This is a genomic window from Actomonas spartinae (assembly GCF_051209155.1).
Classification (GTDB): domain Bacteria; phylum Verrucomicrobiota; class Verrucomicrobiia; order Opitutales; family Opitutaceae; genus Actomonas.
In genome coordinates, this window is sequence record NZ_JBPJGB010000002.1 from 955,376 (window position 1) to 979,217 (window position 23,842).

Below are 23,842 nucleotides of genomic sequence, written 5' to 3' on the forward strand. Positions count from 1 at the left end.
TTGGCGTAGGTCAACCGGTTCGATTGGGTGGGTCCACACTGGCCAAGTGGAACCTCAATGTCGTTTGCGTATGAACTCCTTGGTCACCTCCGGACAGTGTCTATCGAACCTTAACCAATTTTTAGGTAGAGGGTTACGTCTCACCTGGGCCTTCCTCGCCTTTGCGGCTGGCCTCTTGTCGGCGGCGGAACGCGACGAAAAAGGCTGGTTTCGCTACGGCAACGACGAGTTCGAGATTCTGGGCATCAACCGGGATTCCGACCACGAGGAGTTCGCGATGCGCTACCAGGTGTATCTCGACACGTTTGACAGCTACTTTGCCCGCGATGGGCTGCCGGCGCCGCGGGCCCTGATCCTGTCGATGCCCACCCGCCGCGAGTTCGCCGAGTTGATGGGGACGGCGAGCCAGGAATCCGGGATGACCAGTCTCGGTGGTTTTGTGGAAATCGATGGCGACGGCGGCACCGTGCTCAACTTCAGCCGCATTCATCCCGAGTCGCAATTGGGCGCGACGGTGTATCTGGAGTTGGAATGGCGGATGCGTCGCTATGGTTGGTATTTGCCGCCGTGGATTTCGCAGGGGGTGGGGGCGGTGTTTGCGTTTTCGCAGTTCCAACATCGGGGCGCGCTGGATGTCGGCAGTCTGCCTTTCGACCTGCGGCGCTGGAATGAAACGCACCTCTTGGACTGGGATCGCTTTTTTGCGGCCGGCCGACCGGACCTTGCGAAGATGACGCCGCGCGAGCGCGGGCAATACTGGGCCCAATCCTGGGGGTTGGTGCGTTGGTGGGTGTTTCGGTCGGATGATCCGCGGGCACGGATGGAGGAACTGACGGCTTTGACCGATCGGAGTGCGACGCCGGCGGAGTTGCTGGCTTACTTCGGTCTCAGCGCCGAGGCACTCACCGCGGAAGTGCTGCGGTATGCCGGTGAACGCGATTACGAACGCTTTCGCTTTGATCCGGAAGTGGTTGATCGACGGATGCAGTTCGAAGCGCTGAGCACTGCGGAGTCGGAGGCTCTGCTGGCGGATATCCTGTTGGCGAGTGGGGATCTCGAAGGCGCCGAAGCCCGGCTGAATGCGGCTTTGGCGGCGAGCGATCGTCCGCTGCCGCTGCCGTTGCTGCTGGCCGACGCGCGGCGCTGTTTGATGATGGAACGACGGGCGGAGGCCGTGGCGCGATATCGGGAAGCGATGGAGCGGGGAACCGATAGTCCGTTCGCCTGGCTCGTATCGGCGGAGGAGCGCGTTTTTGCGCTGGAGGCCACCGCGGCGGAGAACGACCGCGAGTCGTGGCGCGCGGAATGGGAGGCGGCGGAGCGAGAGGCGCGGCGAGCGATCGCGTTGGATCCCTCGAATGGTCGCGCTTACAACGTGCTCGGGCGGGTCGCATTGCTGGCGGATGCGGTGGAGCCGGTTTGGATCGATTTGATGCGGCAACGGGTGGGGGCCGATCTCTGGGGCGCACGCGTGCGCGGTTATCTGGGGATCCTGCTGGCCAAGGCCGGCCGGCAGGAGGATGCGGTGGCGGAGCTCACGATCGCAGCCCGCAATCCGGAGCTCAACGATGGGGAGCGCCACGCCACCTTACAGCGCCTGGCCGCGGTGCAAGCGTATTTGTCCGGCGATCGGGGGCAGCTCTTCGCGTCGGTGAGGGATGCGGTCAATGATCTGCTCGGGCAGGGGAACGTTGCGGATGCGCTGGCCTTGCTCGAGCGCACGGTGGCGAAGACGGAGGATGCCGGGCTCCGCGAGCAGTTTGCCGCCTTGGCCGTGGAGATCGAAGCCAACGTCACCCGGCAGATGGTCGCGGGCCTCATCAAACGGCAGCGCTGGGCCGAGGCGCGGGAGACGGCAGAGACGTTTCTGGCCAAGGTGCCGGCGGATTCCGAGTTTCGCGCGGAGATCGAGGGGCTGTTGGCCCAGGTTCAAACGATGTAATGGAACGTAGGATACGATTTATGAAACGACTTCCAAAGTGGGTCGGGGTGTGGGCCGGGTTGGTCCTTGTGGTGTTGCCGGCGATGGCGCGTGACTGGATCAAGTTGGAGACGCCCGGGTTCGTGGTGATGAGCGATGCGCGCGAGAGCGCCGTGCGGGAGTTCGCGTTGGAGTTCGCGGGTTTTCGGGAGGCGACCCGCCAATTGTTCGCCCCGGATGGCGTGCGGGTGCCGCGGTCGGTGATCATCCTGCATTCCAGCCACAAGGACTTCGTGGCGTATGGTGCGCGCACCGACGGCGACTCGCGGTCGAAGCCGTTCAGTTTTTCAACCGAAGTCGACGGTCGGGCGGTGACCGCTCTGGCGCGCGGCTCCGATTGGGCAAAAACCCGGCGCTTGATGGCGGAGTTTGAGACGATGTGGCTGTTGCGCCGCTACGGTTGGTCACTGCCCACTTGGATGGCACAGGGCAGCGGGAGTGTGGTCTCGACCGCCTACGTCGATGACGGTGAAGCGGTTGTGGTGGGGGACACGATGTTTCACGCCAAGGTGTGGCGTAACGACGTCATGTTGCCGTGGTCACGCTTCTTCGAGATCGGTCGCACCTCACCGGAGTATCGCGGTGAGAAAGACTATGGTGTCTATCACGCGCAGGCGTGGGGTTTGATGCACTGGCTGCTGCTGCGGGATGACGCGGGATCGCGGCGCTTCGTGGACTTGGCGCGGCGGGTCACGCAGGAGCCGTTTGCGGATGGGGCGGTCGCCGTCGCCGGGGTTGAGCTTGATGATTTTAATCGCGAGATCCGTTCGCACGTGCGGGGACGTCTGCCTTCGGTGCGCCTGCCGTTTGACGCGAACGCGGTGTCGGCCGCGATGACGATCGAGCCGTTGGCGGAGGCGGAGCTGCTGGCCATGCAGGCGGATGTCGCGGCTGCGGCGGGCAATTCTGCCGAGGCCGACTTGCGCTACCTGAAGGCGGTGTCGCTGGCCCGAGACGCGGCTTACACGCTGGAGTCGGGGGCGCGGTGGTTGGATCGCCGCGGGGACCGGGCGGCTTCGATCGACAAATACCGGGCGGCGATCGCGGCGGGGTCGGAGAATCCGGACGCCTATCTCAACTCGGCGGCTTGGCGTCTGCAACGCAGCGGAGGGGGCGTCGATCGGATTGGCGGCGGTGTTCCCGTGGTGATGGAGGAAGCCGAAGCAGAGGTGCGGCGGGCGCTGGAACTCGATCCGGGGTCGGGCAAAGCCTACCGCTTGCTGGGGCGGATCGCGATTTTGGAGAAGGCGCCGGACGAATCGAAGTTGGACGATCTTGCGCGGGCGATAGGCTCTGATTTTTGGGGCACCGAAGCCCGCTACTATCGGGCCTTGTTGTTGCGACGACTGGACCGAAACGAGGAAGCCAAGGCCGATCTGCAGTGGATCATCTCGCAGGCGGAGACCAGCGAAACGCGGCGGGCGAATGCCGAAAGCCGGTTGGCGGACATGCGGACCGAACCCTTGAACGAGCAGGTGGTCGCTTTGGCCAAGCGCAACGCTTTCGACGAAGCGTTGGCGGCGATCGACGCATGGGAGAAGACCGAAGCGCAGCCCGAGGATGCGGGGTTGCTGCGTTCCCTGCGCGATCAACTTTTGGACGGGAAGGCCAACCATGAGCAACGCGAGCTGGACCGCGAGATGCGCAACTTGAACCGGATGTTGAAGGCGCGTTCGTTTGAGGCCGCCCAGCGGGCGGCGCGGGAACTGGCCGGGCGCGATGTATCCGATTCATTGCGACAGGCGTTTCAACGCGTTGCCCGGCAGGTTGATGAAATCGCCACCCTGCAGCTCATGAAGGCCGCGAACAAGGAAGCACGCTGGGCGGACGCGGTCGCGCTGGCGGAGGAGTATTTGCCGGCCGCTCCCGCCGAGTCCAAGTATCGCAGTCAAATCGAGGCTTTGCTGGCGGAAGCTCAGGCCAAGCAATGAGTGTCGCGGTCGCCTCAGGACGATTCGCGATTCAATCACTGACTCGACCGTTTCGATTGCCTGCATTACGCATCGTTTGCCCATGAAAACCCGCCTCAAGTTTCTGTTTGTCTTCCTGATCCTCATGGTCGGCGCCAGCCGTGCCGCCGCGGCGGAGTCGTGGTGGAAACTCGAGGCGGACGCGGTCACCATCTACACCGACAGTTCAGCCAAAACGGCGGAGCTTTACGCGCAGGATTTTGACGCGATGTCCGGCTTGGTGCAGGCGGTGTTGGGACGGGAAGGTTACCAGCCGCCCCGGCCGATCGTGGTGTTGTTCCGCCGGGAAAAGGATCTGGCGGCCATCTTTGGATCGGTTGCCACGGAGGTCGACGAAGAGATTCTGCAACAAACGCTCACGGTCGACGGCCGTCAGGTGATCGCGATGACGACGTCGATGTCTAAGGAAACGCGGGTGCCGGCAAACCCCGGCCTGCTTGCGGCTTACGGCCGGGCAATGCCGTGGTGGGTGGCGCAGGGATTGCACATGGTGCTCGAACAACGTTTCAGCGGGAGCGACATCGACTACCGGGGGATGGACAAGAAGGACTTTCCGGAGCGTTGGTCCGATGACGAAGTCACCCCGTGGGAGGTCTTTTTCAGTCCTGCCGGTCGGCTCGAAATGATGGCGACGGATGACGAGCGCACGGCTTTGCAGGCCCGCGCCTGGGGCATCATGAGCTGGCTGATGGATGGTCATGAAGGGGCGGAGCGCGTGCAGCGCTTTCTCTCGTTGATGCAGGACCGACCGGTGCCGCAGGCCTTGGAGGCGGTCGCCGGTCTCAGTTTGGAGGAGCTGAAAGTCCCAATTTTGCGCTCGGTGCGGAATCGGAAGGCCCGGGAGGAGTTTCGCGCGTGGTATCTGGAGCGGAAACCGATCGATGCTTACGAGGCGGTGCCGTTGCCCGAGGCGGAGCGGCTCGCGCTGTGGAGTGACGCCGCGTTGGCGAACGGGCGGGAGCGCGATGCGCGCAAGGCGTTTGAGCAAGCGAAGCAGGCGGCGCCGGAATCCTTGGCTGTCATCGAGCTGGAGGCGCGGCGCGCGTATAAGGCTGGTGATCAGGTGCAGGCCTACGCGCACTATCTGCAGGCCGTCGAGCAGGGCACCGAAAACGCTTGGGCGCATGTGTCGGTGGCGTCGTGGCAATTGCAGCAGTTGAGCGCGGGCGAGGCCTATGCGCTGGGCGACATCCGTGATCTGATGCTGCGAGCGGTCGAACTGAGTCCGGGTATGGTGGAGGCTTATCAGGTCCTCGGCACGATCGGATTGGTTTCTCCCAACGCGGAGCCGGCGGTGCTGCAGGCCTTGTCGGATCGGGTGGGGCCGGATGCGGTCGGGGCGCAGGCGCGACTTTACCGTGCGGCTTTGCGTGCGCGTGGCGGTGAAACGGCATCCGCCTTGGCCGATCTGGAGATGATCATGGCCGAGCCCGAAGCGCCGCGGAATTTCAAGTTGAGCGCGTTGCAGCAATGGTCGGCCCTGGCGCTGCCTGAGCTGCAGGCGACGGTCAAGGCTGCCTTGGCCAAGGGTGATGTGGCGGCGGCGCTGGCCGCGGTCGATGAGACGCAGGCCGCGGAAACCCGGTCCCTGGCGATCGATGCCTGCAAGTTGTTGCGGGCGCAGATCGAGCAGATGGCGAAGGGGCGGTAGGGCTGATCCAGGCAGCCACTCGCTCGCCTTCTCAGCCACCCATCAGGCGCTTAGATCGAGGCTTCGTCGGGCGGGTCGCTGGCCCAAACAATCAGCCACCCCGACTCGTCGTCGACATAGACGAAGGGACTGGCGTCCTCGTTGTCGGTCTCGACGTATTCGGCGTGCGCGGTGAAGGCGAAATGCTGATCCATCTCCGGCCACGTGCCGTCGAAGGAGTCGGTTTGCGCGACGGTGGTTGCTGGTTCCACGGGGGTCGGACCGAGCGCTGGGGGGCGGGCCTGCCAAACCACCAATGCGATCGCCGCCACCGCGGTGAGCGGGGCGGCAATGCGGAGTAACCCAGCCCAGGCGGCGGCGGGTGTGGCGGCCCCTTCGCCTTGGCGAATCTTGCGGCGGACCGCATGCCACTCGGTTTGGGGATCGGGGATGGGGACATCACCAACTTCGCGTTGCCAATCGTGGAGTGATTTGGTCAGCCCCTCCTGGAGGCTGCGGCACTCGGGGCAGGAGGCGAGGTGGTCGGCGACCTCCCGGGCTGCTGCGGCCGAGACGGAGGTCTCATCGCGATCGGCGAAGAGATGGTCCTGGATTTGACGGCAGTTCATGGGAGGGCGGAAGGTGGGGGAGCGGGGGGAGCTTACCAGCGGCCCCGGGTGGAAACCCAGACCTTTTCGTTGCGATAGGTCCAGTAGCCACGTTGGACGTGCTTGGTGCGGTTGCCCCAACGGTCGCGGGTGAAGGTGACCTGCTTGGGGATCCAGACCTTCACGGTGCGGTAAGTCCAGTAACCACCGCGGTCGTGGTGGCGGCCACCGCGGTCGTAGTGGCGGTCGCGATCATGGCGGCCGCGATCGCGATCATGACGATCATAGTCACGACGGCGGTCGCGGTCACGGTGGTCGCGATGGTCGCGGTAATCGCGATCGCGATGGGAGTAGGCGACGTCGAAGCTGACGTTGGCGTCGTGGTCGAGCGCGTCGTCGATGACGGCGCCGATGACGAGTCCGCCGAGCACACCGCCGAGGATGGCGGCTTCCTTGTCTCCGATGGCGGCGGCGGGACGAGCGGTGAGGGCGAGAGCCGCGACAGCGGCGGCGAGAATCGTGAGGGTCTTTTTCATGGTGATCTCCTTGGTTGAGTTCACCGGATTGCGACGAAGCCCGGGCGGGGCGTATTCACTTTTTGGGAAAGGAATTTCGATCCGCTGGATTTTTACCGAAGGTAACGAAGGGAAGCAGAAGGTGGGGGTTGGGCTTCGTCTTCTTCATTTCCTTCCGTGAGGATCGTCTTAGTCGGCGATGAGGATGACGGCGTAGACCTCGTGGTCATTGCGCGAGGGGCCGCCAAGCACGGCGGGCACGCCCGGGCGCAGCACGAGGCCGGTGCGCATGAGGCGGCGGCCGTTGCCGTCCCATTCCACCTGCACGCGGATACGGTCGCCCTTGGCGGGCTCAGTGTTGATCTCGAGCCGGTGGCCTTGACCGAGCGACAGGGTGCCGGAGCCCGGGGTGTCGAGCGTCGCGCGGTCGGAGCCCAGTTGCTGGAAGCTCTCGAAGCGGAGAATGCGGCGCAGGGTGTCCTCGTAGCGGGAAAGGCTGCGGTCGGTGGCGCCGGGCTCCTTGGAGGCGGAGACGAGGATGGCGCGCAGGGCCACGCGGTCGTTACCCTGGGCGTGAGCGGCGGGAACGGCCATGGCGGCGAGGAGGGCGGCGAGGCCGCAGAGGGAAAGGATTAGTCGCATGAGGATTCGCGGAGTTTTTGGGCGAGCAGGCGGCGGGCGTGAAAGAGGCGCGACATGACGGTGCCGCGGCGAATGCCGACGGCGGCGGCGATTTCGTCGTAAGATAGACCTTCCACCTCGCGCAAGGCGAGCACGGCGCGGTGTTTTGGCGGCAGGCTGTTGAGCAGGGCGGTGAAGTGTTCGCGGCGCTCCTCGGCCTCGAGTTGGGCAGGGGCGGCGGGTTCGTCGTCGGCGGGTTCAACGAAGGTCCGGGTTTCGCCGTCTTCGTCCTCGCGGGAAAAGGGGAGGAAGCGATCGAACCAGCGGCGCCGTTTGCGCAGGTGGTCGAGGGCGCGACGGGTGGAAATAGGGTGCAGCCAGGTGGTAAATTTGGCGTCGCCGCGATAGCGCGGCAGTTCGCGCCAGACCTTTAGCCAGACTTCCTGCGCGAGATCGCGGGCGTCGTGTTCGTTGCGCACGATGGCGTAGACGGTCCGAAACACGGTTTCGTAGTGGCGCTGCATGAGGTCGCCGAAGGCGGCTTCGTCACCCTCCCGGGCACGGGTGATGAGCTCGGGCTCAGCCGCGGTGGTGGCGTCCGACGGGGGCGAATCCATGCGCGTGGAGAAGGGGGGCGGCGGAGCGACTCAGCGCCCGCAATCACCGCGTTCGCGGGACAGGGCGGGCGGCCTACATGGTGGTCTCAGGGGCGAGGCGGGAGACCGAGATTGCCCGGTGCGCGGAAGCGAGGATCGCGGCGATCGTAATAGTAGTCGCCGTAGTAAGGCGTGCCGCCGCGCATCGTGCTGTAAGTGACCGCCGCGCTGAAGCGGCCCTTCGGGTCGCTGATCACGGTGGTCATCGAACCGCCGTAAAAGCTGTCGCCGCCCGCGCTGCCGACGGTAATGGAAACCTCGCCGTGCACTTCGAGACGGGGACCGTCGCTGGAGACGGCTTCGCCGTCGCCGGTGGTGCGCGCGCGGGTGCGATCGCCGCGGGCGATGTAGGGCACACGCGGGGTATCGGCGAGGAAGCCGGCAATGTGTTGGTCGAGACGTTCCCGTTGTTCGTCGCTGAGGCGGTCCATTCCGGTGGCATCGAGTTCGGCCTCCGAACGGCGGGACGAAAAGGTGCCGGCAAATCCGGTCACGTTGCCGGCGCGGGCGGAGGCGATTTCGTAGGCGACGAGGTTTTCGAGGTTGGCGCGCTCCTGGGCGGACAACTCGTGCATGCCGGTGGCGAGTTTTTCGGTCTCGGAGAGTCGGGCCAGGAAGTCGGCACTCGGCGTCCAGTGTTGAGCCGAGGCGGTGGCGGCGCCCCAGCAGCCCACGAGGAGGGCGAGCAGGCGCAAGAATCGAGAGGAAGCGGGCATGGGGATAAGAGCCGCGAGGGCGGCGAAAGTTCCGAAAGGGGTCGGATCGGAGTGTGCCGAAAGTTGCGGTCCGGGGTCAATCTTCGCCCGTGTTCTCGCTCGGTGGCGGAGTGGCGGACCGGAGTGAGGAACGGGGCGGCGCGAGGTCGCCGACGGAGGCGACGTTCATGGCGCCGAAGAGGGCGGTGAAAGGGATCTCGATCACGACCTGCCAGGTGCGCCCCCGGTGGATGCGGTAGGTCCAGGTGCCCTCGAGTTGTTGGATGCGTTGCCCGATGTTGCGCAGTCCGTTGCCGGAGGTGACGGCGTCGTTGGGGGTGAAGCCATCGTTTTCCCAGCGAATGACGAGGAAGCCGGCTTCGCGGCGCAGGAAGAACGAGGTGTGATCGGGCCGGGCGTGACGCGCGGCGTTGGAGATGAGCTCGCGGGCGATGTAGTAGACGTGGATCTGTGCGTCGCGGGAGAGGCCGTCGAGCACACCTTCCTCGATGGAGAGTTGGGCGGACTGGCGCGAGATCGACTGCATGTAGCGTTCGAAGCGTTGCAGCGACGTCTCGAGGTCCTGATCGCGCAGCTCTTCCGGCTCCAGATCAAGCAGGAGGTTGCGCAGGTCGGCCGAGCACTCGGTGAGGATGCCGCGGATGGAAGCCAGTTGCGCGGTGGAGGGAGAGCGACCGGAGGAGGTGAGGGCTTCGAGCGAACTGATCTTGAGGCCGGCGGCGTAGAGCGATTGCAGCGGACCGTCGTGGAGGTCGGAGGCGAGACGCAGCCGCAGGGCTTCGTTGGTCTCGCGATGATGATCGTCGTCGTCAGGATTGGCGGCGGCGAGGCGGCGCCGAATTTCTTCCTGCAACATGCGACCCTGGCGGAACTGGGAGGAGAGGAGGCGGGCGATCTCGCCGAAGTCGGATTTGGCCACGAGGAGATCGGCCAAGTGGATCGGGTTGCGCGATTCGAGCGACCGGGTGATCCGGCCCAGCGGACGCACAATGGTCAGGCCGATAAAGATCGCGAGCAGGGCCAAGAGGATGGCGATGCTGCTGGCGAAGATGAGGGCCTGCTCGCCGAGCGACTGCCGCACCTGCTCGATTGTGGTGGCGTCGAAGGTTCCAGTGACGGTCGCGATGCGGGTGTTATTGAGGCCGTTGATTGGCGACGTGAAAAAGTAGCCGGAGGTCGGCGCGGCCCGGAGCGGGGCGTTGGTGAAATCGGCGTCGGCAGACGGCTCGATCGTGACGCTAAGTCGAGATTGGCAAAGGTTGCCGAGCTGGCTGAGCCAGGACTCGTCCCAGCGTTTGCCGATCAGCAGGTAGCCGACGACCGGAGTCTCGTGGCGCCAAAAGGTCGGGTCCTGCACGGCCGAGCCGAAGATCTGCCAGATCTCGCCCTCGATCACGGTAAAGTAGCTGAACTCGAAGCCCTCGGCGATGTGCTCGCGCAGGCTGTCGGCAGAGTCGAAGGGCACGCGCGGCCGGCGATAGTCCACGTCGATGGTGTGCACGAGGGACAGATCGGTGCCGAGCACCCACAGCGCGTCGCAGCCACCGGGCATGCCGACGATGTTTTCGATGTTGTTGGAGGCCCAGGTGGGATCCGGGTCCTGCATGAATTGCACCATGTCGTCCCACCACGAATAGCTTGCAACGAGGCTCTTGAGGCCGGCGCTCTGCAACTTCGCCCCGCTGCGGAAGAAGACGGCGTGCTCCTCGGTCCGGTCGGAGATGAGGGTGCCGATTTTTTGCTTTGAGGAGCGGTAGGAAAGACCGACGGCCACGACGACTCCGGTGAAAACCACCGCAAGGATCAGGCTGAGTCGGGTGAGCAAGTTCATGGCGCGAGCCCGGCTGGCGACAGGCGCCGCAACCGGTTTAACAGGGTGACGCAAATGATTCGCCGGCACTGACTAGGGTCAACGTCGCAGCCAGGGGGAAATTGCGTAAAACAAGGCCGGAAAGAAGGGAGTAAGAAGGGCCTATTTAAATAGGCCCATTCTAATCTTTTTCCGGCTCGGGGGCGACTTTGGGTGGTCGGCGCAGGAGGATGAGGCCCATCCACACGGTGATCCAAATCAGCGCATAAAATTCGCGACCATCGACGATCGATTTGTTGGTCATATGCCACTCTTGCGTGAGGTCCGAGAAGGGCGTGTGCCAGGCGCCTAGGCGGATGTAGTGGATTTCCCACCATACGCAGATGACGATGATCAGCGGCGCAAACCAGCCGGTGGCGCGACCGGCGGCGGCGAAACCGGTCACGATGGCCGCGACGGCGTAAAGCACAATCCATGGGGCGGGATCGGGATCGTTGAACTGCAGCGTCGCGGAAAACGCGAACAGCGCGGCCATGATGCCATGAGAGATACGAAGGGCCAGGGGCATGTTATCGAGGGGAGAAATCCGTCGGAGTCGGCGACGGCGGGTCAGCCCGCACCTTGATGAGCTGGCAGCCACAGGCAACGGGAAAGCCGAGCCGCCACGGAGCAACGTTCACGGGGGGCGGGCCGCCGCTTGTGGAGTGTTGGAGAGAACGCCGGTTATTCGGTGCCGGTGAGGCCGCGGCGCTTGAGCAGGGGCTCGACGCGGGGGTCGCGGCCGGTGAAGTCGCGGAAGAGTTGCATGGGGTCGCGCGACTCGCCACGCGAAAGCAGGGTGGCGCGAAAGTGGTCGCCGTTGGCGCGGGTCGGGCCGCCGTGGGCTTTGAACCATTCGACGCTTTCGGCATCAAGCACCTCGCTCCAGATGTAGCCGTAGTAGCCGGCTGGATACCCACCGGAAAAGACATGGGAGAAATAGGTGCTGCGGTAGCGGGGCGGCACGGCGTCGAGCTTGAGGCCGACGCGCGCGAGGGCGGCGTCTTCGAAGGCCAGCACGGCTGCCGGCGTCGGCGGGACCTCGTCGGGTTTGAGTTGATGCCAGGCTTGATCGAGCCAAGTGGCGGCGAGGTATTCGGCGGTGGCGAACCCCTGATTGAACTGCGCGGCGGCTTCGATCTTGGCGAGCAGCGCGGCGGGGATGGGTTCGCCGGTTTCGTGATGCACGGCGTAGTGCGCGAGGATGGTCGGCCAGTCGCGCCACATCTCATTCACCTGTGACGGAAACTCCACGAAGTCACGCGGCACGCTGGTGCCGGCGAAGCTGGGGTAGGTGACGTCGGAGAACATCTCGTGAAGGGCGTGACCGAACTCGTGGAAAAGGGTGTTGGTCTCGCTCCACGTGAGCAGCGTGGGCTGACCGGCGGCGGGTTTGGCGATGTTGAGATGGTTGCCAATGATGGGCTGGGTGCCGAGCAGGTGGGACTGGACCGAATAGCTGTTCTTCCAGGCGCCGCCGCGTTTGGCGGGGCGCGCGTAGAAATCGCCAACGAAGAACGCGAGGGTGGCGCCGTCGGCGTCGAAGATTTCCCAAACGCGCACGTCGGGGTGATAGACCGGCAGATCCGGACGGGCTTGGAAGGTGAGGCCGTAGAGTTGGTTGGCCGCGTAGAACACGCCGTCTTCGAGCACGCGGTTCAACTCGAGGTAGGGGCGGAGTTCGTTTTCGTTGAAGGCGTAGCGCTGGGCCCGGACCTTGGCGGAGTAGAAGGCCCAGTCGTGCGGTGCGAGGGTGAAGTCCTGACCATCGGCGAGAATCGCTTCCTGAAGCGCGGCGGCTTCGCGGCGCACGTTGGCGGCGGCGGCGGGAGCGAGACGGCCGAGCATGGTGTTGACGGCGTCGATGGTCTTGGCGGTGCGTTCCTCCAGTGCGTAGGCGGCGTAGGACTCGTAGCCGAGCAATTGGGCGCGTTCGGCGCGCAGGCGGGCGGTGCGGGCGACGAGCATGCGGTTGTCGAACTCGTTGCCCCGGGTGCCGCGGGCGAGGGAAGCCGCGTGCAGGCGGGCGCGCACGGCACGGTCGGTGAGGTCGGCGAGGGCCGGTTGGCCGGAGGTGTTTTGCAGGGCGAGCAGGAACTTGCCGTCGTGGCCGGCGGCGGTGGCGGCCGTCGCCGCGGCAGCGATCGCGGTGTCCGACAGGCCGTCGAGTTCCTCGCGAGTGTCGACGAGCAGAGCAGAGGCGTTGGTTTCCTGCAGGACGTTTCGGCGGAACTGCGTGCGCAGGGTGGCGAGCTCGGCGTTGATCTCGGCCATGCGTGCCTTGGCGGCGGCGTCGAGTAGCGCGCCCGCGCGCACGAAGCGCGTGTAGGTTTGTTCGGCGAGGCGGCGGGATTCCGGGGCGAGGTCGAGGGAATCAAGCGCGGCGTGCACGGCGGCGACGCGGGTGAAGAGGGCAGGGTTGAGGTGGATCTCGTCGTTGAGCGCAGCTTCGATGGGCGCAAACTTCGCGTCCACGACAGCGAAGACCTCGTTGCCGATGGTGCTGTTGAGATTGGAAAAGAGGCGATCGACGCGGTCGTAGAGTTGGCCGGAGCGTTCCAGAGCGACGATGGTGTTCTCGAACGTGGCGGGCGCGGGGTTGTCGACGATGGCTGCGATCTCGTTCCGCTTGGCTGCGATGGCGGCAGTGAACGCGTCGTCGAAATGTTCGGGCCGAATCAGGTCGAATTGCGGGAAGCCGAAGGGCAGCGGGCTGGCTTGCAGCACCGGATTGACAGCGGTGACCGACAGTTCGGCGGCGGGCGTGGAAAGGCAGCCGAGCATGAGGGCGACGACGGGCCAGATGGCGGTCCGCCGGTGCGACAAAAGAGGACGTTGGAGCATGGGCGTTGTTTGTTTCGGCCCACTGAAATGGGTTCGAACAGACCTGCAACACCTCGGTCTGGTTGGGGATGTTCACTTGGCTTGCAATCGAAGGATGCTCGTGGCAGAAATTCGCCCAAAGCCGTTCGATGAACGAGAGTTACAAACACGCTTCCATAGAGTAACAGCGGGATGAATACACGGTGTGATATGGTTTCGCTGCCGAGAAGGCGCCGCCGCGCTGAAACTCCTCTCGGGTAAACTTCAATCCTGCGCTATTATGATCGATTGGTGGAATGGTCTCTCTCTCGCCCTGCAGGTCTTTTATGGCATCGGGTTCATTTCCCTGCTTTTGTCGGTGCTGCAACTGGGGCTGTCGCTGTTCGGCTTGGGTGGAGACGCGTTTGATCTTGATTTGGAGCTCGGCGATGGTGACCCGGCCGGCGCGAGTGTGGTTTCGGGGCAAACCTTGTCGGCCTTCTTTCTCGGTTTCGGCTGGGTGGGCGCGGCGGTGTTGACCGCTGGTCTGAGCCTCCTGATCGCGATCGTCTTCGCTGCGGTGGTGGGCGTCGTGGTGATGTTTGCCACCTACTTCCTGATTCGTCAGGTGCTGCGGCTCCAATCCAGCGGCAACCTCGACTACCGCAACGCCATCGGTCAGCAGGCGACCGTCTATGTGACCCTGCCGGGAGACGACGAAGACGGCGGCGGGCAGATTCAGTTCATGATTCAGGGCCGCCTGCGCACCGCCAGCGCTCGCAAGGTCACCCCCGGCGTCGCGAAGCCCGGCGAGAAGGTAACGATCACCGGCATGTTTGGCGAAACCTCCTATGTCGTGGACTCCGTGCGTGAGACCACGGCGCAACCGCCGCCCCTTTCCTCCTAATCCCATGTTAAACAGCATCCCCATCCTGCTCGGCATCGTCGCCGGCATCATCTTCCTCATCGGTTTTCTTGTCACGGCGGCCACGCGCTACAAGCGCTGCCCGTCCGACCGCCTCCTCGTTGTCTACGGTAAGATCGCCGGCGGCAAGTCGGCCAACTGTTACCACGGTGGCGCGGCCTTTGTCTGGCCCATCATTCAAGGTTATCAATACCTCGACCTGACGCCGCTGCCGATCGACATCCGGCTCGAGGGCGCGCTCTCCAAGCAGAACATCCGCGTCAACACGCCCTCCACCTTCACGGTCGGTATTTCGACGGAGCCGGGCATCATGGAAAACGCCGCCGAGCGCCTGCTCGGTCTGGGCCTCGCCGAGATCAAGGAACTGGCGAAGGACATCATCTTCGGCCAGATGCGCGTCGTCATCGCCACGATGGACATCGAGGAAATCAACGCCGACCGCGACAAGCTCATCGCCAACATTTCGATGGGCGTTGAAGTTGAGCTCAAGAAGGTCGGTCTGCGCCTCATCAACGTGAACGTGCAGGACATCACCGACGCTTCCGGCTACATTGATGCGCTCGGTCAAGAGGCCGCTTCGAAGGCGATTGCCGAAGCCAAGGTCAAGGTCGCCCAAGCGCAACGAGACGGTGACATCGGCGCCGCCGAAGCGCAGCGCGACCAGCGCGTGCGGGTGGCGGAAGCCGATGCTGTCGCCACCGAGGGCGAGAACGCGGCCAAGGTCACGGTGGCAAACTCCAACGCCAGTCGTCGTGTCCGCGAAGCCGAAGCCGAGCGCCAGGCGATCACCTCCGAAAAGGTCGCGCAGGCGACAGCGCTCAAGGATTCCTACGTCGCGGAAGAGGCGGCGGAAAAGCAACGTGCGATCAAGGAGAAGGCCACCCAGGAGGCCAACGTGATCGTGCCGGCGGAAGTCGACCGCGACAAAGCGATCGTCGACGCCGAGGCGAAGGCCGAGGCCATCCGCCGCGTCCAGAAGGGCGAGGCCGACGCGGTGCGCCTCCAGAAGCAGGCCGAGGCCGATGGTCTCAAGGCGGTCAAGCAGGCCGAGGCCGACGGTCTACGTTTCAAGCTCACGGCCGAGGCCGATGGTCAGCGTCTCAAGATGCTGGCCGAAGCCGAAGGTGTGGAGGCCCTGCTCAAGAACAAGGCCAAGGGTTTTGCCGAGCTCGTCTCGTCGTTCAGCAGCGAGGAGCAGGCGCAGCTCATGCTCGTCATCGAGCAACTGCCGAAGCTGGTCGAGGAGCAGGTCAAAGCGATCTCCAACCTCAAGATCGACAAGGTCACGGTCTGGGACGGCGGCAAGAACGCCGACGGCAAGAGCAGCACCTCGAACTTCCTGTCCGGACTGGTCGGCTCGCTGCCACCGCTGCACGAGATCACCCGCAACGTCGGCGTCGAGTTGCCGGAGTATCTCGGCAAACTCGGCGGCAAGGCGGATCGCGCGGCGCCGGCCGAGCCCGCGGACGACGCGGGCGAATCCAAATCCTGAATACGCAAAAGCGGCACCCGGGCGGGTGCCGCTTTTTTGTCGGCTGCTGACTCGCCGGGTTTACTCCGCCGCCTCGAGATAGACGCGGTTGTAGGGGTGGATGTCGAGCAGGTTGCCGTCCCAGCCCTTGAGCTCCGGCACCTGGAGTTGATTGTTCGTGTAGTAGTAGAGCGGGATGATGGGGGATTCCTCCATGAGGATGGCCTCGGCCTGCCGGTAGAGGGCGAAGCGATCCTCCTTTTTGATCTTGGTGCGGGACTCCTCGATGAGGCGGTCGTATTCGGCATTGCTCCAGTGGGTCTGATTGTTGCCGTTCTCGGTCGTGAGGAGATCCAGGAAGGTGGAGGCGTCGAGGTAGTCACCCACCCACGCGTAGCGCGCGATGTCGTAGTTCATTTCGCGCATGGTGTCGTTCCAGACCTTGGCTTCCTGGTTGTAGAGGCCGATCTCGATGCCGAGCTCCTGCTTCCACATCTGCTGCAGGGCCTCGGCCAAGGCGCGGTGACCCTCGCTGGTGTTGTAGAGCAGGTCCATTTTGGGAAAACCCTCGCCGCCCGGGAAGCCGGCCTCGGCAAGCAGGGCGCGGGCGGCCTCCGGATCGTGCTTGATCACGATGGGCGCCTGGTAGCCGCCAGTGTCGGGCGGGGTCAGGGTGAAGGCCGGGAGTTGGTCGCCGCGGGCGACGGCGTCGATGATTTGCTGTCGATCAACCGCCATGGAGAGGGCCCGACGCACCCGGACGTCGTCGAGCGGCGGACGCTCGACATTGAGACGGTAGAAGTAGGTGGCGAGCTGCGGGTATTGTTTAAGCAGGTGACGGCGTTCCGGGTCGTTCTTGTAGACCGCGATTTTGGACTGGGGCATGGTCACGGTGGCATGCAACTGGCCGGCGCGGAAGGCGGCCTCCTCGGTGGCGGAGTTGTCGATGGGGTAGATGTGGACTTCGTTCAGACGCACGTTGGCGTGGTCCCAGTAGAGCTCGTTGCGCTTGAGGATGATGACCTGATTGGGTGACCACTCGGCGAGCACGAAGGGACCGTTGCCGATGAGGTTGCCGGGGCGGGTCCAGTGGGTGCCGCGCTGGTCGATGGCGCCGTGGGCGAGGATGTTGTCACGATTAACCGGATACCAGACGGCATGCGCGACCATGCCCGGGAGGTAGGGCACGGGATGGTCGAGCGAGAGCAGCAAGGTGTGGTCGTCGATGGCCTTCACGCCCACCTCGGCAAAGTCGGTGATCTCACCGCCGAGGTATTCGCGGGCATTGCGCAGGCAGAACAGCATGGAGGCGTATTCGGAGCCGAGGCCGGGGGAAAGCACCCGTTGGTAGGCCCAGACAAAGTCGTGCGCGGTGACAGGGATACCGTTGGACCACATGGCCTCGGGCCGGAGGTGGAAGGTCCAGAGGGTCGCATCGTCATTGGATTCCCATGACGTGGCGACGCCTGGGATGGGCTCGGCGGTCTGCGGGTGGTAGCTGGTCAGGCCCTCAAAGAGACCGATGACGATCTGGAAGTCCTGCAGGCTACTGATGATCTGCGGGTCGAGATCGGTCGGCTCGGACATGTTGCCGAGGTGGAAGATCTGTTCGCGATTGCCGATCGAGACCGGGGTTTCGCGTTTGCCGCAGCCGCTGAACAGGACGGTGCCCACCACGAGGGCGAGGACGGGGAGGAAACGAATTCGCATGGGGCAAGGGAAGCGGCCCACGCGGAAGCGCAAAGCAAAAACGACGTGGCGAGCAGGCTGGGCCACTCGCTCACGCTCGCGGCTACATGGCGGCGCTCACTCCTCGAGGCCGGGTGGCGCCTTTTCCTGCAGCGCGTCCAGGCGGGTCTGGAATTCCGCGAGTTTCGCGAAGAGTTCCTCTTCCTTTTTTTTGCGCTCGGTGCTGTTCACGAAGCTCGCCTGCGAGGCATCCTTGATGAGCCCGGCGGGCAGCGTGAGGATGCGGGTGAGCACGCCTTTGTCCTCGAAGCTGGAAAGGTAGAGGGCGGCGAGTTCCTGCGAGAGCCCGATTGAATCGCGGGCAATGGCCTGGGATTCGCCGAGGTTGTTGTTGAGGGTCTGGTTCTTGGCCAACTCCGACGTGAGCACGACGGAAAGCTGGTTGGTGATCTCGGCGGAGATGTCCTCGAGGATCTTGCGATTGGCGGCTTGGTCGTCGGACAGCTGGGCGATCAGCGGGCGCAGGCGATCGGTGAGACGGTCGGAAACCCGATCGATCTGGGCGGCCTCCTGTTGCGCGGCTTCGTTTGCGGACTGCGGCACGTCCTGATAGGGTTGCAGGCGGCCGGCGATGGCGTCGGCGAGTTGCTCGACCTTGGCCTGTTGGGCGGAGGCGTATTCCTCATCGCTGAGCAGCAGGTCGGAGCTGCGGCTCTTGATCGCGTCGCGCAGGAACGCGTTCATTTCGTCGATTTGCTGGCGGGTTTCGGCGGCGGCGTCGCGGAGTTCGGCCTGGGTCTGCTCCCGCAGCGCGGTCATTTCCGCCTCCTGGGTGGCGCTCATTTGCCGCACGGTTTCGGTGTGCAGCCAGTAGGCCAGTCCCCCGATTAGCACGATGGTGATCACGACGGCGGGAAGCTGATCTTTGAGTTTTGGCCACATGGTGCCGTCGAGACTGGGGAAGGTCCCGGCAATTTGCAACGTCGCCTCGCGGCGAGGTTTGCGTTTGAAAAGCGCGGTCTGCGACGGGCAGGCTGCGGATTAATGAGCCTGAACCGCAGCGAGCAGATGGTGTGTGACTACGTGGAAGAAAACCCGGAGGAACGCCGGTTCTGGGTGGACAAAGTCACGGCCGTCGCGGCGCGCGAGGCCGACGAGCATCAGGCCGCGGCGACTCTGGCGGAGGAATTGTGGCGTTACTTCGAGGAGCGCGCCGGGGTGGTGGCGGCGTTTCAGGAGGCGGCCAATCGGGCGGGGCTGGGGCCGACGAGTATGCGCAACTTGGCGGAGTATTGGCTGCGCGTTTGGGTGGCGCCGCGCCCCAACAAGCGCTCGGCCGGGCAACCCTACGCGTAGGGTTGCCGGAATCGATTCGGGCCGCTGAACTTTTGCTCAAGTCGGCGCCAAGCCGCGCCGAAAGAGTCCTTGGGTTTCAACCGTTCTCCATTGCGAAGTGGAGAGCTGGGTTCAAAAAGAAAACCACGGGCGGACCGCACTGGGGTAGGCGGTCTGCCCAATCTTTTTGGGTAAGCTCGGCTCATCGGTCCTGCCGGATTGGATACGTGATCGTCACCCAATATTTTGGGGAAAACCCAATTCCCCGATGGACAAGCGCCGGTGAGTTGTTCACAGGTTATTCCCAATAAATGGCGAATCACCCCAGCGGCGAAATTGCTCCATCTCGCTCGCGGACGGACAAGCGGAGGGTCACTCCCAAAACGTTCGTTCTCGACACCAACGTCCTCCTTCACGACCCCCAGTCGTTATTCAAGTTTGAGGACAACACCCTGGCCATCCCGGTCGAGGTGCTGGAAGAGCTGGACCGAATAAAAACCGAACAGTCGACCGAGCGCGGTCGCAACGCCCGCCGGGTGCACCGCATCCTGCAGGAGCTGTTGCCCGACAAACGCTCCATGGAAGAGGGAGTGAAGTTGCCCACCGGTGGCACGCTTCAGGTCGTGATCAACCGCTACCACGAATCCGGCAGCTATGACTCGCCGGCGATGAACCGCCTGCGCGCGGTGCTCGATGATCCGAAGAAAAAGGACAATCGCATCATCGCCTGCGCGCTCTTCGTGCAGGAGAACTACACGCCGCCGACGATCCTCGTCACCAAGGATGTCAATGTGCAGCTCAAGGCGCGCGCGGTGGGGCTTGAGTCGCAGGACTACCTCAACGACAAGGTGCCCGAGGTCGACGAGGAGATGGGCTACCGTGAAGTGCCCGTCACCATTTACGAGCTGCAGCGCTTTTGCTCCGAAGGTCACCTCGACGTGGGCGAGACGATGGAGAGTCAGCCGCCGTTGGAGATCAACGAATATGTCCTGCTGCGCTCCGATGAGGACAAGACCATGCCGGCGCGCCACATCGGCAAGGGCCAGGTGCGTCGCCTGCGCATCCCGGAGTTTGTGAAAGCGCCCGGCGGCATCCCGATCCGCGCGCGCAATTTGGAGCAGCAGTTCTTCATGGACGCGCTGATGGACGATTCGATTTCGCTCATCACCTGCTTCGGCAAGGCCGGCACCGGCAAAACGCTCATCTCCACCGCCTGCGCGATCGCGCAGATCATGGATGAACACGGACGGTATGATGGTGTGTCCATTTCCCGGCCGGTCATCGCCCTGGGCAAGGACATCGGCTTTCTTCCCGGTTCGCTGGAAGAAAAGATGAAGCCCTGGTTGCAACCTTATTACGACGCGCTCGAGGTCCTCATGCCCTCCAAGCCGCCGAAGGATCCGCAGTTTGCCGCGAAGAAGGTGGCCAAGAAGAAGGTTCGCAAACTCGACACCACGCCCAGCGATCCCTCCGCCGGTGTCGCGGCACCACTCAAACCCTACGAAAAACTGATTCACAGCGGGGTGGTCGAAATCGAGGCGCTCTGCTTCATCCGTGGTCGCTCGATTGCGCGCCGCTTCTTCATCCTCGACGAGGCGCAGCAGCTCACGCCGCACGAAGTGAAGACGGTGATCACCCGCATTTCCGAAGGCTCCAAGATCGTGCTCATCGGCGACCCGGCGCAGATCGACAACCCGTATGTCGACTCCCGCAGTAACGGCCTCGTCTACTGCCACAATCGCATGAAGGGCCACTCGATCTCCGCGCACGTGAAGCTGTCGAAGGGCGAACGTTCCAAACTCGCCGAACTCGCGGCCGATCTGCTCTGAGCGCAGCGTTGCTGGTCGGCCCCGGAGGATTGCCAAACCTGCGGCGCCACGTTGGTCTCGCGGCGGGATGAAACTTCGACTCGGGCTGTTTTGCCTCTGGGCTTTTCCGGGATGGGTCTTTGCGGCCGAACCGGCGGAAGCGGGCGCGTCCTTGAGTCGCGACCTTCACATCGTTTATACGCCGCCGCAGCCACCTGCCCCTGCGCTTTTGGCGCATTTTGAGCCAACGCGGCCTGACATGGTGGAGAGGCTGCAGGCGCAGGCGAAAGATCCCGCCTACCAGGCGGCTCATCGCAATGCCTGGGAGCGCTTCATGCTGACCGTGTCGGAAGAAATGATCGCATCACAACCAGGGTTCGAAGTTTACACGGGCTCGGGCCATTCGCACCACAGCGTGCCGGGACCCACGTTGGCGGTCTTCGGGATGGAGGCAGGTCAGGACGAGGCGCAAAGGCTTCTCGGGAAGCTGCGCGGAGCGCCACTCGCGGAGCGCGCACGCTTGGTCGCGGAGCTGCACGCTTTGCAGCGCGAACTAGCGGCAAAAAAGCGCGCGCCGTTGCCGTATTGTGAGTCCCACGATTACGCCACGCGGGCGGACCGGCTGGAGGCGATGCGCGCGGCGGGAACTCGCGAGGAGCAGTGAATCCGGCCTCGCGCCAATTGGCCGAAGGTGCCTGCGGCGTGCGAAGAGCGGCGCGCGCGGGGCTGGGCAGAGGTTCAGGAGGTTCCCCGCTTTCAAGTTGAGTCTGACGGGGCGGTATTCAGCATGCCGGGATGCGCGGTGCTTGGTTTCAGCTCTGGAGTCTGTTGATCGTTTTGGTTCAGCCAGTCTTGTTCGGGCAGCCGACAAACTTGGATCGGCCAGCTTCGGAACGTGAGCGGACATTCCATCTCACTTACAAGGCGCCGGCCTCTGAATACGTGGTCGGCGACGAGGCAGAATTCTTTGCGGCACATCGCAACGCCTGGGAACGGGTAGTCCTTGCGATTCGGCCGGAAGAAATCTCCTCCGGCGTCGCGGGGGACCTGAGTGTCGTTACGCTCCACACCCACTGCGGTGTTACGATCCCAGGGGCGTTCGGCATGGAATGGGGGCAGCGCGACGCGGAAACGCTGCGCCTGCGGTTGCGGGAAATGGTGAGATCGGAACGGGATCGCCTGGTCGCGGAGCTGAAGCTGCTGCAGGCCCAGTTGCGTTCAAAAAAGCGCGCGCCGTTGCCGTATTGTGAGGCCCACGATTACGCCACGCCGGCGGACCGGCTCGAGGCAATGCACGCGGCCGGAATTCGCGAAGACTAGGCGGGCCGTCCCTGTGCGGGACGGATCAACGCACGTGGCGTGATCCAGGGGAAGGGGGGGGCTCCGGACCTTGCCGGGGGAAGTCCGACCTCCGTTGTTGGCCGCGATTTCCGAAGTTCAGCGGCCGGCGAACGGAGGAACCGTCCTTACGTCGTCCGGAGGTTGGCGTCCACCTTTCGTGGGCAGGGTGGACGCGGACGTCCTCGACCGCGTTTTTAGGTGTTCGCGATCCGCACTGCCTTGGCTTGGGCTTCGAGACACAGGCGGGCGGCGGTGAAGATGTGGTCCTGGGTCATCGCCTGCTCGGTGCGATTCAGGCAGTCGAGGATGAGCTCGCCGAAGAAGCGGTAGCCGACCTTGCCCGCGACCGGGATGTGGTGCTCGCCCTTTTGGTCGACGAGGAAAACGTGATCCGGGCCGCTGTCGGGGCGGCCGACGTCGAGGTATTTGCGCAGCTCGATGTAACCCTGCGTGCCCAAAATGATCATACGCCCGTCGCCCCAGCTGCGGAGACCGTCGGGCGTGAACCAGTCGAGGCGCACGTAGTTGGTCGCGCCGTTGTTGCCAACCAGGGTGGCCTCGCCGAAGTCGTCGAGCTCCGGGTGGTTTGGGTTGTTGTAGTTGGCGATGGCGGCGTGGGTGACGGTGGCATCGGTGGCGCCGGAGAAGGTGAGGAATTGTTCGAACTGGTGGCTGCCGATATCGCAGAGGATACCGCCGTATTGTTCCTTTTTGAAGAACCAGTCCGGGCGGGACGGAGCATTGAGCCGATGCGGGCCGAGACCGAGCACTTGAATGACGCGGCCGATGGCGCCGCCGGCGACGAGGTCGGTCGCATACATGGCACTCTCCACGTGCAGGCGCTCGCTGAAATAGACGGCATATTTGCGGCCGGTCTCGGCGACGACCTGCTTGGCCTGCTCGAGTTGGTCGAAGGCGGTGAAGGGCGTCTTGTCGGTGAAGTAGTCCTTGCCGGCGGACATGACGCGGCAACCGAGCGCGCCGCGGGTGTTGGGGATGGCGGCGGCGGCGACGAGTTGCACGGCAGTGTCGTCGAGGACTTCGTCGAGCGAGCGTGCGACTTGGGCCTGCGGATAACGTTGGCAGAAGTCCGCCACCTTGGCCGGATCCGGATCGTAGACCCACTTCAGCTCGGCGCCGGCTTCGAGCAGCCCGTTGGTCTGACCGAAGATGTGGCCGTGATCGAGGTGCGCGACCGCGAAGGTAAACTCACCGGGTTTGACCACTGGAGCGGGTTTGCCCGTGGGGGCGTAGGTCATGCCGTCGGAAGAACTCATCAGTGGGGAAACGCGGAAAAGCTAAAAACTGAAATGCTGAAAAAGGCTGAAGGCGATCATGCCTCCGCGGCGTCTCGGGTGCGTTTGGCGAGGTCCTTGATGTCGCGGTCGATGGATTGGCGGACCTTCTTGCTCATGCGGTCGATGAAGAGCGTGCCGTTGAGGTGATCGGCTTCGTGCTGGATGCAGCGCGAGAAGAGACCGTTGCAAATCAAGGTGTGCGGGGTGCCGGCGGCGTCCTGGTATTTGACCAGGATTTCGTCGGGGCGGATGACGTCGCCGTTGATGCCGGGGAAGGACAGGCAACCTTCTTCATAAATCGTGTCGTCGCCCTCCAGCACCTCGATCTCGGGATTGGCGATCGTCATCGGCATGATGAGGTCGAGCGGCGGCTTGGCGCCATCGAGCTCCCAATCGAAGTCGCGATCGGTCTTGGCCAAGTCGACGACGCAGAACTGCATGGCTTTGCCGATCTGCTGGGCGGCGAGGCCAATGCCGGCGGCGGCATGCATCGTTTCCACCATGTCGCGGGCGAGCACCGCCAGCTCGGCGTCGAAGGTGGTGACCGGCGCGCCCTTGGTGCGCAGCACGGGGTCGTTGTAGTGAACTATGTTGAGAACCATGGGTCTGTGAGGGCGCAAAGGTGGG

General features: G+C 64.1%; 21 protein-coding genes. 9 read left to right on the forward strand and 12 right to left on the reverse strand.

All coding sequences use genetic code 11. The annotated features are described in order from the left end of the window. Window positions 1-70: 70 nt before the first annotated feature. The 3 genes from AC0MRV_RS11570 to AC0MRV_RS11580 all read left to right on the forward strand — a co-directional run bounded on the left by AC0MRV_RS11570 (window position 71) and on the right by AC0MRV_RS11580 (window position 5,602). Complete coding sequence (locus AC0MRV_RS11570) at window positions 71-1,942, forward strand: hypothetical protein (protein ID WP_472764629.1); 1,872 nt, start codon at window positions 71-73, stop codon at window positions 1,940-1,942. Window positions 1,943-1,962: 20 nt separating this feature from the next. Then, window positions 1,963-3,912 carry a tetratricopeptide repeat protein gene (locus AC0MRV_RS11575; RefSeq protein ID WP_472764630.1) on the forward strand — a complete coding sequence of 650 codons (1,950 nt, stop codon included), beginning with the start codon at window positions 1,963-1,965 and terminating at the stop codon, window positions 3,910-3,912. An 82-nt stretch (window positions 3,913-3,994) separates the two neighbouring features. Continuing rightward, window positions 3,995-5,602 carry a hypothetical protein gene (locus AC0MRV_RS11580; RefSeq protein WP_472764631.1) on the forward strand — a complete coding sequence of 536 codons (1,608 nt, stop codon included), beginning with the start codon at window positions 3,995-3,997 and terminating at the stop codon, window positions 5,600-5,602. Window positions 5,603-5,652: 50 nt separating this feature from the next. Here the strand turns inward: AC0MRV_RS11580 and AC0MRV_RS11585 are convergent, their stop codons facing one another. The 8 genes from AC0MRV_RS11585 to AC0MRV_RS11620 form a co-directional block, all read right to left on the reverse strand. Next, window positions 5,653-6,210, reverse strand: coding sequence for a zf-HC2 domain-containing protein (locus AC0MRV_RS11585; RefSeq protein WP_472764632.1), 558 nt, complete (start codon window positions 6,208-6,210; stop codon window positions 5,653-5,655). 32 nt (window positions 6,211-6,242) lie between these two features. After that, a complete protein-coding gene (locus tag AC0MRV_RS11590) occupies window positions 6,243-6,725 on the reverse strand; it encodes a hypothetical protein (RefSeq protein WP_472764633.1) in 483 nt (160 codons plus the stop codon). Window positions 6,726-6,893: 168 nt separating this feature from the next. After that, on the reverse strand, window positions 6,894-7,346 hold the full coding sequence (locus AC0MRV_RS11595) for a hypothetical protein (protein ID WP_472764634.1): 453 nt from the start codon (window positions 7,344-7,346) through the stop codon (window positions 6,894-6,896). Beyond that, complete coding sequence (locus tag AC0MRV_RS11600; RefSeq protein WP_472764635.1) at window positions 7,337-7,942, reverse strand: RNA polymerase sigma factor; 606 nt, start codon at window positions 7,940-7,942, stop codon at window positions 7,337-7,339. The genes AC0MRV_RS11595 and AC0MRV_RS11600 overlap by 10 nt, the downstream gene beginning before the upstream one ends. Before the next feature lie 86 nt (window positions 7,943-8,028). After that, window positions 8,029-8,697 (reverse strand): hypothetical protein, encoded by a 669-nt coding sequence (locus tag AC0MRV_RS11605; RefSeq protein WP_472764636.1) that lies wholly within the window; start codon window positions 8,695-8,697, stop codon window positions 8,029-8,031. 76 nt (window positions 8,698-8,773) lie between these two features. Then, on the reverse strand, window positions 8,774-10,528 hold the full coding sequence (locus tag AC0MRV_RS11610; RefSeq protein ID WP_472764637.1) for a CHASE4 domain-containing protein: 1,755 nt from the start codon (window positions 10,526-10,528) through the stop codon (window positions 8,774-8,776). A gap of 160 nt (window positions 10,529-10,688) precedes the next feature. Next, window positions 10,689-11,075, reverse strand: coding sequence for a transmembrane 220 family protein (locus AC0MRV_RS11615; protein WP_472764638.1), 387 nt, complete (start codon window positions 11,073-11,075; stop codon window positions 10,689-10,691). Between the two features lie 155 nt (window positions 11,076-11,230). Further along, complete coding sequence (locus tag AC0MRV_RS11620) at window positions 11,231-13,390, reverse strand: M3 family metallopeptidase (RefSeq protein WP_472764639.1); 2,160 nt, start codon at window positions 13,388-13,390, stop codon at window positions 11,231-11,233. A 259-nt stretch (window positions 13,391-13,649) separates the two neighbouring features. On the opposite strand from AC0MRV_RS11620, the gene AC0MRV_RS11625 reads away from it, so the two are divergent. Beyond that, a complete protein-coding gene (locus AC0MRV_RS11625; protein ID WP_472764640.1) occupies window positions 13,650-14,255 on the forward strand; it encodes a hypothetical protein in 606 nt (201 codons plus the stop codon). A 4-nt stretch (window positions 14,256-14,259) separates the two neighbouring features. Next, window positions 14,260-15,765 (forward strand): flotillin family protein, encoded by a 1,506-nt coding sequence (locus tag AC0MRV_RS11630; protein WP_472764641.1) that lies wholly within the window; start codon window positions 14,260-14,262, stop codon window positions 15,763-15,765. Between the two features lie 60 nt (window positions 15,766-15,825). Here AC0MRV_RS11630 and AC0MRV_RS11635 read toward each other — a convergent pair whose 3' ends face one another. Both AC0MRV_RS11635 and AC0MRV_RS11640 read right to left on the reverse strand, forming a co-directional pair. Then, window positions 15,826-17,454, reverse strand: coding sequence for a peptide ABC transporter substrate-binding protein (locus tag AC0MRV_RS11635; RefSeq protein WP_472764642.1), 1,629 nt, complete (start codon window positions 17,452-17,454; stop codon window positions 15,826-15,828). 96 nt (window positions 17,455-17,550) lie between these two features. Then, a complete protein-coding gene (locus AC0MRV_RS11640) occupies window positions 17,551-18,375 on the reverse strand; it encodes a hypothetical protein (protein ID WP_472764643.1) in 825 nt (274 codons plus the stop codon). 102 nt (window positions 18,376-18,477) lie between these two features. Between AC0MRV_RS11640 and AC0MRV_RS11645 the strand changes: the two genes are divergently transcribed. The 4 genes from AC0MRV_RS11645 (at window position 18,478) to AC0MRV_RS11660 (ending at window position 21,896) form a co-directional block, all read left to right on the forward strand. Continuing rightward, window positions 18,478-18,789 carry a hypothetical protein gene (locus AC0MRV_RS11645; protein WP_472764644.1) on the forward strand — a complete coding sequence of 104 codons (312 nt, stop codon included), beginning with the start codon at window positions 18,478-18,480 and terminating at the stop codon, window positions 18,787-18,789. Between the two features lie 290 nt (window positions 18,790-19,079). After that, window positions 19,080-20,597, forward strand: coding sequence for a PhoH family protein (locus AC0MRV_RS11650; RefSeq protein ID WP_472764645.1), 1,518 nt, complete (start codon window positions 19,080-19,082; stop codon window positions 20,595-20,597). A 151-nt stretch (window positions 20,598-20,748) separates the two neighbouring features. Next, window positions 20,749-21,240, forward strand: a complete 492-nt coding sequence (locus tag AC0MRV_RS11655; protein ID WP_472764646.1) for a hypothetical protein — start codon at window positions 20,749-20,751, stop codon at window positions 21,238-21,240. A gap of 209 nt (window positions 21,241-21,449) precedes the next feature. After that, window positions 21,450-21,896 carry a hypothetical protein gene (locus AC0MRV_RS11660; RefSeq protein WP_472764647.1) on the forward strand — a complete coding sequence of 149 codons (447 nt, stop codon included), beginning with the start codon at window positions 21,450-21,452 and terminating at the stop codon, window positions 21,894-21,896. Between the two features lie 215 nt (window positions 21,897-22,111). Here the strand turns inward: AC0MRV_RS11660 and AC0MRV_RS11665 are convergent, their stop codons facing one another. Next, a complete protein-coding gene (locus AC0MRV_RS11665) occupies window positions 22,112-23,194 on the reverse strand; it encodes a Gfo/Idh/MocA family protein (protein WP_472764648.1) in 1,083 nt (360 codons plus the stop codon). A 56-nt stretch (window positions 23,195-23,250) separates the two neighbouring features. Beyond that, window positions 23,251-23,817 (reverse strand): peptide deformylase, encoded by a 567-nt coding sequence (gene def / locus AC0MRV_RS11670; protein WP_472764649.1) that lies wholly within the window; start codon window positions 23,815-23,817, stop codon window positions 23,251-23,253. Window positions 23,818-23,842: the final 25 nt, after the last annotated feature.